General features: G+C 74.2%; 11 protein-coding genes. 5 read left to right on the top strand and 6 right to left on the bottom strand.

Features of this window, described 5'->3' with window-relative positions:
• Window positions 1-16: 16 nt before the first annotated feature.
• Window positions 17-412, top strand: a complete 396-nt coding sequence (locus ACIBTV_RS09285; RefSeq protein ID WP_396703526.1) for a VOC family protein — start codon at window positions 17-19, stop codon at window positions 410-412.
• Between the two features lie 55 nt (window positions 413-467).
• Here the strand turns inward: ACIBTV_RS09285 and ACIBTV_RS09280 are convergent, their stop codons facing one another.
• Entirely contained in the window at window positions 468-782 is a 315-nt protein-coding gene (locus ACIBTV_RS09280) for a cold-shock protein (protein WP_396703525.1), read from the bottom strand.
• 138 nt (window positions 783-920) lie between these two features.
• Between ACIBTV_RS09280 and ACIBTV_RS09275 the strand changes: the two genes are divergently transcribed.
• Window positions 921-1,424, top strand: a complete 504-nt coding sequence (locus tag ACIBTV_RS09275) for a levansucrase (RefSeq protein ID WP_396703524.1) — start codon at window positions 921-923, stop codon at window positions 1,422-1,424.
• Window positions 1,425-1,475: 51 nt separating this feature from the next.
• Here the strand turns inward: ACIBTV_RS09275 and ACIBTV_RS09270 are convergent, their stop codons facing one another.
• The 5 genes from ACIBTV_RS09270 to ACIBTV_RS09250 form a co-directional block, all read right to left on the bottom strand.
• Window positions 1,476-2,573, bottom strand: coding sequence for a hypothetical protein (locus tag ACIBTV_RS09270; RefSeq protein WP_396703523.1), 1,098 nt, complete (start codon window positions 2,571-2,573; stop codon window positions 1,476-1,478).
• A gap of 163 nt (window positions 2,574-2,736) precedes the next feature.
• On the bottom strand, window positions 2,737-4,806 hold the full coding sequence (locus tag ACIBTV_RS09265) for a 3-hydroxyacyl-CoA dehydrogenase NAD-binding domain-containing protein (protein WP_396703522.1): 2,070 nt from the start codon (window positions 4,804-4,806) through the stop codon (window positions 2,737-2,739).
• Window positions 4,803-5,999, bottom strand: a complete 1,197-nt coding sequence (locus tag ACIBTV_RS09260; protein ID WP_396703521.1) for a thiolase family protein — start codon at window positions 5,997-5,999, stop codon at window positions 4,803-4,805. The genes ACIBTV_RS09265 and ACIBTV_RS09260 overlap by 4 nt, the downstream gene beginning before the upstream one ends.
• A gap of 162 nt (window positions 6,000-6,161) precedes the next feature.
• On the bottom strand, window positions 6,162-7,496 hold the full coding sequence (locus ACIBTV_RS09255) for an HRDC domain-containing protein (protein ID WP_396703520.1): 1,335 nt from the start codon (window positions 7,494-7,496) through the stop codon (window positions 6,162-6,164).
• A gap of 138 nt (window positions 7,497-7,634) precedes the next feature.
• Window positions 7,635-8,207, bottom strand: coding sequence for a DUF3000 domain-containing protein (locus ACIBTV_RS09250; protein WP_396703519.1), 573 nt, complete (start codon window positions 8,205-8,207; stop codon window positions 7,635-7,637).
• Between the two features lie 117 nt (window positions 8,208-8,324).
• Between ACIBTV_RS09250 and hemE the strand changes: the two genes are divergently transcribed.
• From hemE to hemQ, 3 genes are read left to right on the top strand one after another with little or no spacing between them, the layout of a single operon-like run.
• Window positions 8,325-9,431, top strand: coding sequence for a uroporphyrinogen decarboxylase (hemE, locus tag ACIBTV_RS09245; protein ID WP_396703518.1), 1,107 nt, complete (start codon window positions 8,325-8,327; stop codon window positions 9,429-9,431).
• Between the two features lie 5 nt (window positions 9,432-9,436).
• Complete coding sequence (gene hemG, locus ACIBTV_RS09240) at window positions 9,437-10,843, top strand: protoporphyrinogen oxidase (RefSeq protein WP_396703517.1); 1,407 nt, start codon at window positions 9,437-9,439, stop codon at window positions 10,841-10,843.
• On the top strand, window positions 10,840-11,541 hold the full coding sequence (hemQ, locus tag ACIBTV_RS09235) for a hydrogen peroxide-dependent heme synthase (RefSeq protein ID WP_396703516.1): 702 nt from the start codon (window positions 10,840-10,842) through the stop codon (window positions 11,539-11,541). The genes hemG and hemQ overlap by 4 nt, the downstream gene beginning before the upstream one ends.
• Window positions 11,542-11,730 lie beyond the last annotated feature (189 nt).

Raw genomic sequence — 11,730 nt, 5'->3', positions numbered from 1 at the left:
GTGAGAGGTTCGGGGCATGACTCTGCGAGTGCGTTGGATCGACTTCGACTGCGCCGACCCCTTCACGATGGCGAGCTTCTGGGCCGAGGCGACGGGGCTGCGACACCATCCGGAGAACGCGCCGGGCGAGGAGGAGTGCGCGCTGCTGTCCGGTGCGGACATCGTCGAGGGCGGCATGCTGTTCCAGCGGGTGCCGGAGGACAAGGTGGCGAAGAATCGGGTGCACCTGGACCTCCAGCCCACCGACCGCACCCGGGACGAGGAGGTTGAGCGGCTGCTCGGTCTCGGCGCGTCCCTGCTCACCGACCACCGTCAGCCGGACGGCACCGGTTGGGCGGTGCTCGCCGACCCGGAGGGCAACGAGTTCTGCGTGGAGCGCAGCGCGGCGGAGCGGGCCGTCACCCCCGCCTGAGGACGCGCCCGGGTCGTCCTGGGGGCGGTTCGCGCCCGGGACGACCGACCGATGGTCAGTGACCGTCGGCCGCCGGCGGGTCGTCGAAGGTCACGGTGAGGCTGCTCCGGTACGCGGCGGACGGCTCGTCGTCCCGCCGCTCGTCCGGCTCGGTGTCGCCCGTCCACACCTTCACGGCCCGGTAGCCGAAGCCGTCCTGGGCCTCCGCCTCGGCGCGGAACGTGACCCGCTGCCCGCCGGCCAGATCCCGGTAGCCGTCCACGGCGACGGCTGAGAAGTGCACCCAGCAGCCGCCCGGCACGTCCGGCCCGTCGATGACGCCCCAACCCTGGTCGGCGTTCCACGTCCGGACGGTCCCCGTACTCGTCATGCGCCGAGTGTGCCCGACGGACCGTGAGCTGGGGCGGGGCGGATCGCGGATGACGGCGCCGTCGCAGCGGGGCGGCGGCGCGGGCGGTGGTGGTGTTTGATGAGCCGCCGGGACGGCAGGACGGGAAGGCGAGGACACATGGACACCACGGCGACGGAGCCGGTGCGGAGTTACCTGGGCGCGACCGGGCAGCGGTTGCGGGACGACGGCTGCGAGGTGCGGACTGAGGACTGGGGCGGGGTGCCGGTGCTGGTCGGCTACCGGGCCGACTTCAAGCTGCGGTGGATGGCGACCAAGCTGCACCTGTTCACCATCGCCGCGCCGGCGACGGTGGTCGCGGCCGCCGACCTGGAGGCGTTCAGCACCTCCGCGCTGGACTACGTGATCGCTCGCAAGGGGAGCCTGCGCGGCGTGCAGAGTGGCGTGGCGGTCTTCCCCGCGCTGGTCGGCACCGAGATCGACCCGGCGGCCGTTGCCTGGGCACGGGAGAAGCAGCGGCTGAAGTTCGCCGCGCTGTGCCGGCCGGTGGTGGTGGACGCCGGGACGGCCTCCGCGAGCGCCTTCCGGGGCAACCCGATGCTCGGCTTCCTCTACGCGGCGCACCTTCGCCGCAAGCTCGACACGTACTTCCCGACCGCCTGACGGTCGGGCCGTGGGGCCCCGGCGGTCGACGTCGGAGCCCCACGGTACGGATCAGTCGCGCTTCTCGACCTCGTTGCGCATCGCCGCGAAGTCCGCCCCGGCCTGCTCGCCGGTCTTGAAGAACATGACGATCGCGCCGACGCTGCCCTTGTCGGCCCAGATGCAGACCCCGAGCGGGGCGCCCTCGGCCGTCCCGTCACCGCAGCGGGCCTCGCCGCCCAGCGGACCGGGCTCCACCGGGTTCATCCCCTTCATGCCGAACTGTGAGCCCAGGCCGGCGACCGCGTCGTCCAGCTCCTTCTTCGGGTCGGCCATCACACCGGAGACCCCGAAGACCATCACCAGATCCTGCTTCGCGGGGTCGCCGTAGAAGGCGCCCACCGCGCTGGTCTCACCGCGGGCCGTCTTCTTCATCTCGGCGACCATCTGGTCGGTGAGCGACTGCATCGCCGGGTCGGTGATCTTCGGTCGACCGGCGAGCGTCTCCGGCGCCTCGAGCCGGGTGCGGCTCGCCTGGACACCTTCCTGCACGTCGTCCTTGATCGCGAACCAGGTGATCCCCGCGCCGGCCCCGCACAGCACGAGGACCGCCACGACCGCGATCAGGACGATCCGGCCGACGCGACTCTTCCGCGGTGGCGGGACGGAGGCGTTCGGGTCCCCGGACGGCGGGAAGGGCTGCGGACCGTCCTGCGGCGCCGAAGGGTAGCCGCCCGGCTGACCCGGCGGGGGTGGGTAGCCGCCGCCCTGCTGCTGGTAGCCGCCGTCCGGCGAGGGCTGCGCGTAAGCGTCGGACTGGTCCGGATAGCCGCCCTGCTGCGGGCTCGCGTACCCGCCGCCCTGCTGCGGGCCGGCGTACCCGCCGCCCTGGTAGGGGTGCCCGCCCTGCTGCGGGCCGGGGTGACCACCTTGCTGGGGGTAGCCGCCCTGCTCGGGGTAGCCACCTTGCTGGGGGTAGCCGCCCTGTTGCGGGTAACCACCCTGTTGCGGATAGCCACCCTGCTGGGGGTAGCCGCCCTGTTGCGGGTAGCCGCTCTGCTGGGGGTGGCCGCCCTGCGCGGCCGGTGGGTAACCGCCCGGCTGGCGGGGCGGGGGATAGGAGCCCGGCCCGGAGGGCGGGGGATAGGAATCGGCCGGCGGATAGGACATGCGTCAGCTCCAGGTGAGAAATGCCGAACGCGTGATGTTAGCCAGGCCGATGCCTCCGCCGCTGTCCGTCGACCGGCCAGGGACCCTCGTACAGACGCTCGCGGTGGCCGGCCGCGTCGGGTGGGACGCCGCCGACCACCGCGAGGTGGGGGAGCGGTGCGGGTCAGGCCGGAAGGCTCGCCGCGCCAAGCGGCAGGAACCGCCGGCCGGTGACGCGCTTCGAGGTGCCGGTGCGATCCAGGTACGGCGTGACGCCACCCAGGTGGAACGGCCAGCCGGCACCGAGGATCATGCACAGGTCGATGTCCTGCGCCTCGGCGACGACGCCCTCGTCGAGCATCAGCCGGATCTCCTGCGCCAGCGCGTCCAGGGCGTTCTGCCGGACCTGCTCGGCGGTGAGCGGGTTGTCGCCCACCACCAGCAGCTTCGCCACCTCCGGGTTCACCTCGTCGTCCACGACGATCGGCTGGCCCGAGTCGGCGATGCGCTTGAGGTTCTCGCTGACACCGAACCGGTCCGGGAACGCGGCGTGCAGGGTGCCGCCCACGTGGTACGCGACCGCGGGGCCGACGAGCTGCAGCAGGGCGAGCGGGCGCATCGGCAGGCCCAGCGGGTCCAGCGCGCTGTTCGCCACGTCCAGCGGCGTACCGGCGTCGACGGCCGCGAAGACCGTGCCGAGGAATCGGGTGAGCAGCCGGTTGACCACGAACGCGGGGGCGTCCTTGACCAGCACCGACGACTTCTTCAGCTGCTTGCCGACGGCGAACGCGGTGGCGAGGGTGGCGTCGTCGGTCCGCTCGCCCCGCACGATCTCCAGCAGCGGCAGCACGGCGACCGGGTTGAAGAAGTGGAACCCGACCACCCGCTCCGGGTGCTCCAGGTCCGCGGCCATCTCGGTGACCGACAGCGAGGAGGTGTTCGTCGCCAGCACCGCCTCCGGCTTGACGATCTTCTCCAGCTCGGCCCACACCTGCTTCTTCACGCCGAGGTCCTCGAAGACCGCCTCGATGACGAAGTCGGCGTCGGCGAAGGCGCCCTTGTCGACCGAGCCGCTGACCAGGCCGTACAGCTTGGCGGCGGTGCCCTTGTCCATCCGGCCCTTGGTGACGGCCTTCTCGATCTGGGTGTGGACGTAGCCCACGCCCTTGTCCACCCGCGACTGGTCCAGGTCGGTCATCACGACGGGCACCTGGAGCCGGCGGGCGAACAGCAGCGCGAGCTGGCTCGCCATCAGGCCGGCGCCGACGATGCCGACCTTGGTGACCGGGCGGGCCAGCCCCTTGTCCGGCGCGCCGGCCGGCCGCTTGGCCCGCCGCTGCACCAGGTCGAACGCGTACAGGCCGCTGCGCAGCTCCTCGGAGAAGACCAGGTCCGCGAGGGCCTCGTCCTCGGCCGCGGTGCCCGCCGCGAAGTCGGCGTCCTTCGCCGTCTCCAGCAGGTCCAGCGCCTTGTACGCGGCCGGAACCGCGCCGTGCAGCCGCTGGTTCAGCGTCTCCCGGGCGAAGTAGAGCACGCCCGCCCACATGTCCCGGTCCACCTCGGGCCGGGTCACGGTGACCTCGCCGCGGACGACACCGGCCGCCCATTCGAGGGACCGCTCCAGGAAGTCGGCCGGCTCCAGCAGGATGTCGGCGATGCCCAGCTCGGCGGCCTGCTTCGGCTTGAGCATCTTGTTCTGCATCAGCGGGTTCTGGATGATCACCTGGGTGGCGGCGGGGATGCCGATCAGGTTCGGCAGCAGCTGGGTGCCGCCCCAGCCGGGCACCAGACCGAGGGACACCTCGGGCAGGGCGAGCGCCGCCGCGCCACCGGAGAGCGTCCGGTAGTGACAGTGCAGCGCCAGCTCCAGGCCACCGCCCATCGCCGCGCCGTTGACGAACGCGAAGGTGGGCACCGTGCTGTCCTTGAGCCGGGCGAAGACCCGATGGCCGAGCCGGCCGATCTCCAGCGCCTGCTCGCGGTCCGCCAGCTGCGGCAGGCCGACGATGTCCGCGCCGACGCAGAAGATGTACGGCTTGCCGGTGACCGCGATGAACGCCGGGTCCGCCGCCAGGGCGGCGGTGATCGCCTCGTCCAGGCTGGTCAGACCGGCCGGGCCGAAGGTGTTGGGCTTGGTGTGGTCGAGGCCGTTGTCGAGGGTGATCAGGGCGGCGGGGCGGTCCAGCCCCGGCACGTTCACCTGGCGCAGCAGCGCCCGGGTGACGACCTCGTTCGGTGCGGCGAGCGTGCTCACTTGTTGCCCTCCGTCCAGTGCGGGTTCTCCCAGATCACGGTGCCGCCCATGCCGATGCCGATGCACATGGCGGTCAGGCCGTAGCGGACCTCGGGGTGCTCGGCGAACTGCCGGGCGAGCTGGGTCATCAGCCGCACACCGGAGGAGGCGAGCGGGTGCCCGATCGCGATGGCGCCGCCCCACTGGTTGACCCGCGGGTCGTCGTCGGCGATGCCGAAGTGGTCGAGGAAGGCGAGCACCTGCACGGCGAACGCCTCGTTCAGCTCGAACAGGCCGATGTCGTCGATGGTGAGGCCGGCGATGCGCAGCGCCTTCTCGGTCGACGGGATCGGGCCGATGCCCATCACCTCGGGCTCGACGCCGACGAAGCCGTACGACACCAGCCGCATGGCGATCGGCAGGCCCAGCTCGCGGGCCGTCTCCTCGGCGGCGATGAGGCTCGCGGTCGCGCCGTCGTTGAGGCCGGCCGCGTTGCCCGCGGTGACCTTGCCGTGCGGGCGGAACGGGGTCTTGAGGGTGGCGAGCTTCTCCATCGAGGTGTCCCGGGGCGCCTCGTCCACCGTGGCCAGACCCCACCCGGTCTCCGGGTCACGCACCGCGACGGGCACCAGGTCGTCCTGGAGCTTGCCGTTGGCGTACGCCTTGGCGGTCTTCTGCTGCGAGGCGAGCGCGAACGCGTCGGTGCGCTCCTTGGTGATGCGCGGGACGCGGTCGTGCAGGTTCTCCGCGGTGGCGCCCATGACCAGCGCGGACGGGTCGACCAGCTTCTCCGCGATGATCCGCGGGTTGGGGTCGACGCCCTCACCCATCGGGTGGCGGCCCATGTGCTCGACGCCGCCGGCGATCGCGATGTCGTACGCGCCCATCGCGATGCCACCGGCCACGGTGGTCACCGCGGTCATCGCGCCCGCGCACATCCGGTCGATCGCGAAGCCGGGAACGGTCTTGGGGAGGCCGGCCAGCAGCGCGGCGGTCCGCCCGATGGTGAGGCCCTGGTCGCCGATCTGCGTGGTGGCGGCGATGGCGACCTCCTCGACCCGCTCCGGCGGCAGCTGCGGGTTGCGGCGCAGCAGCTCACGGATGCAGCGGATCACCAGGTCGTCGGCGCGGGTGTTGGCGTACATGCCACCCGCCTTGCCGAACGGGGTGCGGACGCCGTCGACGAAGACGACATCCCGAACTTCACGGGGCACTTTGAGCCTCCCTCTACCGACCGACGCCGGCCCGGTGCCGCGGTGCGGCACGACGGACCGGACGACGGTCGCCGGCACGGGCGTTTCCCTCGGATGCTACTCGTCAGTAACCAACTGGGACACCACCCCCCGTGTGGCCCACCCCACACCCGGACGGTGCCGTTACTCCGGGGTCGCGGGCGGGGGATCGGTCAGGGCGGTGGCCAGGTCGCTCACCAGCAGGCCGATCTGCCACTCACGGGCGCCGAAGCCCCGCAGCGTCTCGCGTACGGACTCCTCGGTGATCTCCTCCGGCGGCACCCAGGCGAGCCGACGCACCGAGTCCGGCGCGATGAGGTTCTCCGCGGGCAGGCCGTGCTCGCCGGAGACCCGCAGCACCACCTCCCGACACCGGGCCAGCCGGCCGGCGGCCACCGGATCCCGCTCGGCCCACCGGTGCGGCGGGGGCGGGCCCTCGACCACCGGCGTCACCGGCAGCGCGTCGTCCGGCAGCTGCCGCGCGTCGTCCAGCGCCGCCAGCCAGGTGCGGGCCAGCCGCCGCACCGAGCGGCCGCCGAAGCCGGGGAGCGTGAGCAGGGTCTTCTCGTCCTTCGGATCCAGCTCGGCGGCGGCGATGATCGCCGAGTCCGGCAGCACCCGGCCCGGCGCGGCGTCCCGGCGGGCGGCCACCTGGTCCCGGGCGTACCACATCGAGCGGACCCGCGCCTGGGCCCGCGCCCCGCGGACACGGTGGATGCCGGACGTGCGCCGCCACGGCTCCGCGCGCACCCGTGGCGGCCGGGCACCGGCCCGGACCAGCGCGGCGAACTCCTCCGCCGCCCACGCCGACTTGCCCTGTCGGGTCAGCTCCTCGTCGAGGGCGTCCCGCAGGTCGGTGAGCAGCTCCACGTCGAGCGCCGCGTAGGTCAGCCACGACTCGGGCAGCGGACGGGTGGACCAGTCGGCCGCCGAGTGGTGCTTCTCCAGGGTGAACCCGAGCAGCTGCTCGGTCAGTGCGGCGAGGCCCACCCGCTCGAACCCGGCCAGCCGCGCGGCCAGCTCGGTGTCGAACAGGCGGCGTGGACGCAGCCCGACCTCGGCCAGACAGGCCAGGTCCTGGCTGGCGGCGTGCAGCACCCACTCCGCCTCGCCGATCACCTCGTCGAGCGCGGTCAGGTCGGGCAGCGGCAGCGGGTCGATCAGCACCGTGCCGGCGCCGGCGCGGCGCAGCTGCACCAGGTAGGCCCGCTGGCTGTAGCGGTAGCCGGAGGCACGCTCCGCGTCCAGGGCCACCGGGCCGCTGCCGGCGGCGAAACGGGCCACGACCTCGGCGAGCTCGTCCGGTGTGGCCACCGGCTGCGGTGTGCCCTCACGGGGGGCGGTCAGCGGAACAGGGCCGCCGTCGCTCGGGTCGGGCCCCGCGCCCGCCGGCTCCGGCTGAGCCGACGGCGGGTGGTGCGAGTCGATTCCCGTACGGCTTTCGGCGGCCCGACGGCGCAGGGGTGGTTCGTCGGTCACCTGACAACCCTAGTGCGCGGCGGGTGCCCGTGGGAGCAGCCGGTCGGGGTGCGTGTCGACCGGGCGGCCCGCAGGCGCGGTCCGGAGCCGGACACGGAGGCGGAGAGAGGGCGTTCGCGCAGCGGTGACCGCCGGCGGTCAGGCGGCGCCGGCGGGGCGGCGCTCCGGCAGCGCCGTCACCCCGGGCGGCGGCAGGCCGGCCGTCGACGCCAACATGGCGCACCAGGCGAGCAGGTGAGGGGCCAGGTCGTCGTCGACCGGCGTCCACGAGGCGCGGATCTCGACGTCCCCGGCCGTCGGTGGGCCGGCCAGGTCACCGAAGCGGGTCGACATGGTCTGGGTGACCGTTCCGCCGATCGCCCGGTGGCTTGCCTCCTGGGCGTCCAGGGCGTCGGTCAGCCACGTCCAGCCCACCCCGGGCAGCAGCGGGTCGGTGGCCAGGTCGGCCTCCAGCTCGGCCGTCACGTAGGTGACCAGCCGCAGGGTGCCCTGCCACGCCTCGTGTCCCGCCGGATCGTGCAGCAGGATCAGTCGCCCGGTGGCGACCTCGTCCCCGTCACGCAGCACGGCCGCGGAGAGGGCGAAGGAGTAGGGCGCGAGCCGCTGCGGCGCACCGACCTCCTCGAGCACGATCTCGGACCGCGGCGCCGCGGACCGCAGCCCGGCGACCGCGCGGGCGAACGTCTCCGGGAGCGCGATCGGGGGGGCCATGTCGGCAGCCTATGCCGCCTTCCCCGCGACGGTGGCGGCGGCGCGCCGACGGCCGCCGGGCGCGGCGCGTCACAAAGCGGGGCGGGGCCCGTCGGGGCCGGCGTGCGGCGTGGCACGATGGCCGCGATGACCACGGACAGCACGGGCACCGCCGCCCGAGACGGAGAAAACGCCCCCACCGGACCGGGAGACTCGGCCTTCGTCCGAGCGTGCCGGCGGATGCCCGCCCCGCATACCCCGGTCTGGTTCATGCGTCAGGCCGGCCGATCCCTGCCGGAGTACCGGGAGATCCGGGCCAACGTGGCGATGCTGGAGTCCTGCCGCCGTCCGGAGCTGGTCACCGAGATCACCCTCCAGCCGGTGCGCCGCCACGGCGTCGACGCGGCCATCCTGTTCAGCGACATCGTGGTGCCGGTCGCCGCCGCCGGGGTGGACCTGGACATCGTGCCGGGCACCGGGCCGGTGGTGGCCGAGCCGGTGCGCACCGCGGCGGACGTCGAGCGGATCCGCCCGATCGGCCGCGACGACGTCGCGTACGTGGACGAGGCGGTGCGGATGCTCGTCGCCGAGCTGGGCGCCACCCCGCTGATCGGCTTCGCCGGGGCGCCCTTCACCCTGGCCAGCTACCTCGTCGAGGGCGGCCCGTCGCGTACCCACGCGAAGACCAAGGCGCTCATGTACGGCGACCCCGACCTGTGGCACGCCCTCTGCTCCCGGCTGGCCGAGGTCACGCTGGCCTTCCTCCGCGTCCAGGTGGCGGCCGGGGTCTCCGCCGTGCAGCTGTTCGACTCGTGGGCCGGCGCGCTCTCCCAGGCCGACTACCGCCGCTACGTGCTGCCCCACTCCACGGCCGTGCTCACCGGGCTGGCCGACGCGGGCGTGCCCCGGATCCACTTCGGGGTCGGCACCGCCGAGCTGCTCGAGGCGATGGGCGAGGCCGGCGCGGACGTCGTCGGCGTCGACTGGCGTACGCCGCTGGACGTCGCCACCCGCCGGATCGGCCCGGAGCGGGCCGTGCAGGGCAACCTCGACCCGGCCGTCCTGCTCGCCGACTGGCCGGTGGTCGAGGCCGAGGTGCGCCGGGTACTCGCGGAGGGCCGGGCCGCGCCCGGGCACGTCTTCAACCTTGGCCACGGTGTGCTGCCGGAGACCGACCCCGACGTCCTGACCCGGGTGGTCGCGTTGGTGCACGAGCTGACCGCCACCCCGGCCGACCGGAGCTGAGCGACATGTGGCCGTGGCGGGTGGCGGTGGTCGGCGGCGGGATCGCCGGGCTGGCCGCCGCGGTCCGGTTGCGCGACCGGGCGCCCGCCGGCACCGAGATCACGGTGTACGAGCAGTCCGGCGCGCTCGGCGGCAAGCTGCGCACCGGCGAGCTGGCCGGTGGGCCGGTCGAGTTCGGTGCCGAGTCGTTCCTGATGCGGGACCCGGCCGGCGGTGACTCCGCCGTCGTCGCCCTGGTCCGCCGGCTCGGGCTGGCCGACCGCATCGTCCACCCCACCGTCGGGCAGGCCGCGCTCGCCGTCGACGGCGCGCTGCGCCCGATCCCCGGCGGGACCCTGGTCGGCGTACCCGGGGACTTGTCGCGGGTGAGCACGGTCGCCACGCCGGCCGCGGACGCCGACCGCGACGCCGGCCGCCCGCTGCTCGGCCCGGACGAGGACGTGGCCGTCGGTGCCCTGGTGCGGTCCCGGTTCGGCGACGAGGTGGTCGACCGGCTGGTCGACCCGATGCTCGGCGGCGTGTACGCGGGCCGGGCCGACGACCTCTCGCTGGCCACGACGATGCCGGCGCTGGCCCGTACGGCCCGGGTGGAGCACACCCTGGTCGGTGCCGTCCGCGCGGCGCAGGCCGCCGCGCCGCGCGCCCCCGGCGCCCCGGTGTTCGGCACCCTCGCCGGCGGGCTCGGCACCCTGATCGAGGCGGCGGCGCGGCACAGCGGCGCGACGATCCGCACCGACGCGGCGGTCCGCGAGCTGCGCCCGACGCCGACCGGTTGGCGGCTCACCGTCGGCCCGACCCGCGACGAGGAGCACGTCGAGGTCGACGCGGTGGTGCTCGCCGTGCCGGCCCGCCCGGCCGCCCGGCTGCTCACCGGCCCGGCACCGGAGCTGGCCGGCACCGTCGGCGGGCTGGACTACGCCAGCGTCGCCCTGGTCACCCTGGCGCTGCCGGAGCCGAAGCTGCCGGAGCTCTCGGGCTTCCTGGTGCCCGGCACCGAGGGCCTGCTGGTCAAGGCGTCCACGTTCTTCACCACGAAGTGGGGGCACCAGCGTCGGCCCGACGGCCTGGCCCTGGTGCGGGCCTCCGTCGGCCGGTACGGCGAGGAGGCGTCCCTGCAACGCTCCGACGAGGATCTTGCCGCGACCGTGCACCGGGAGCTGTCGGCGGTGCTCGGCGTCCCACTGCCCGCGCCGGTGGACGGGCACGTGCAACGGTGGGGCGGGGCGCTGCCCCAGTACACCCCCGGGCACGGCGACCGGGTGGTCCGGGTCCGGGCCGCGCTGCGGGCGAGCCATCCGACGCTGGCCCTGGCCGGTGCCGGCTACGACGGGGTCGGCATCCCGGTCTGCGTCCGTTCGGGTGAGACGGCGGCCGACGAGATCATCACTGCACTGGGAGGATCGGGGAGATGACCGAGCAGACCAACGCGGCCCGGCTGCGGGAGCTGAACGAGACCATCCGCTACACCATGTGGTCGGTGTTCCGGGCCACCAACCCGCTGCCGTCGCTGCGGGACAACGTCACCGCCGAGGTGCAGGCGCTCTTCGACGAGCTGGCCGGCAAGGACGTGGTGGTCCGCGGCACGTACGACGTCTCCGGCCTGCGCGCCGACGCCGACCTGATGATCTGGTGGCACTCGTCCTCCAGCGACGCGCTGCAGGACGCCTACCTGCGGTTCCGCCGCACCACGCTCGGCCGCGCGATGGCCCCGGTCTGGTCGCAGATGGCCCTGCACCGGCCGGCGGAGTTCAACAAGAGCCACATCCCGGCCTTCCTGGCCGGCGAGAAGGCGCGCCACTACCTCTGCGTCTACCCGTTCGTCCGCTCCTACGAGTGGTACCTGCTGCCCGACGCCGAGCGCCGCGAGATGCTCGCCGAGCACGGCCGGCTGGCGCGGGGCTACCCGGACGTGCGGGCCAACACGGTGGCGTCGTTCGCGCTCGGCGACTACGAGTGGATGCTCGCCTTCGAGGCGGACGAGCTGCACCGCATCGTGGACCTGATGCGTGACCTGCGCGCCTCGGGGGCGCGGCGGCACGTCCGGGAGGAGATCCCGTTCTACACCGGCCGCCGCCGCTCGATCGGCGAGATCGTCAGCTGCCTGGTCTGACGGTGGTGCGGCGGGGCCGCCCCGCGACGGGTTCGTGATCTCTCCGCGGGCTTTCCCTGGTGTGCGCGGACGCGGGGGGGGGGGGCCCCCCCCCGCGGGCGGCCCCCCCCCCCCCCCCCCCCCCCCCCCCCCCCGCCCGCCCCCCCCCCCAGACCAGGGGGCGGGGGGCAGCCCGGCCCCCCGGTGAAA

It is taken from the genome of Micromonospora sp. NPDC049366 (assembly GCF_044466625.1).
Classification (GTDB): domain Bacteria; phylum Actinomycetota; class Actinomycetes; order Mycobacteriales; family Micromonosporaceae; genus Micromonospora.
The sequence above is the reverse complement of the archived record's forward strand: the minus strand, read 5'-3'. Positions and strand labels throughout refer to the sequence as shown.